The 377-nt window shown below is 47.5% G+C and carries 1 protein-coding gene; it reads right to left on the bottom strand.

Annotated features, from left to right (window positions below; translation table 11 throughout):
- Positions 1-377: GTP-binding protein (locus VEI_RS09240; RefSeq protein WP_145749531.1), on the bottom strand; the 377-nt coding region annotated here is incomplete at both ends.

Raw genomic sequence — 377 nt, 5'->3', positions numbered from 1 at the left:
TCGTCAACCATGTCAGCTTTGTTCAAGAATACTACGATTGCAGGAACACCAACTTGGCGAGCCAACAAGATGTGTTCGCGAGTTTGTGGCATAGGGCCGTCAGCTGCGGAACATACCAAGATAGCGCCGTCCATTTGAGCCGCACCAGTGATCATGTTTTTAACATAGTCAGCATGGCCTGGGCAGTCAACGTGTGCATAGTGACGGTTAGCAGTTTCGTACTCAACGTGTGCAGTGTTGATTGTGATACCGCGTTCACGTTCTTCTGGAGCTTTATCGATCATGCTGTAATCTTGGAAGTCAGCTTGGCCTTTTTCAGCCAATACTTTTGTGATTGCAGCAGTCAAAGTAGTTTTACCATGGTCAACGTGACCGAT

It is taken from the genome of Veillonella tobetsuensis (assembly GCF_001078375.1).
In the GTDB taxonomy this organism is placed as follows: domain Bacteria; phylum Bacillota; class Negativicutes; order Veillonellales; family Veillonellaceae; genus Veillonella; species Veillonella tobetsuensis.
This window is presented reverse-complemented; position numbering and strand designations above follow the sequence as displayed.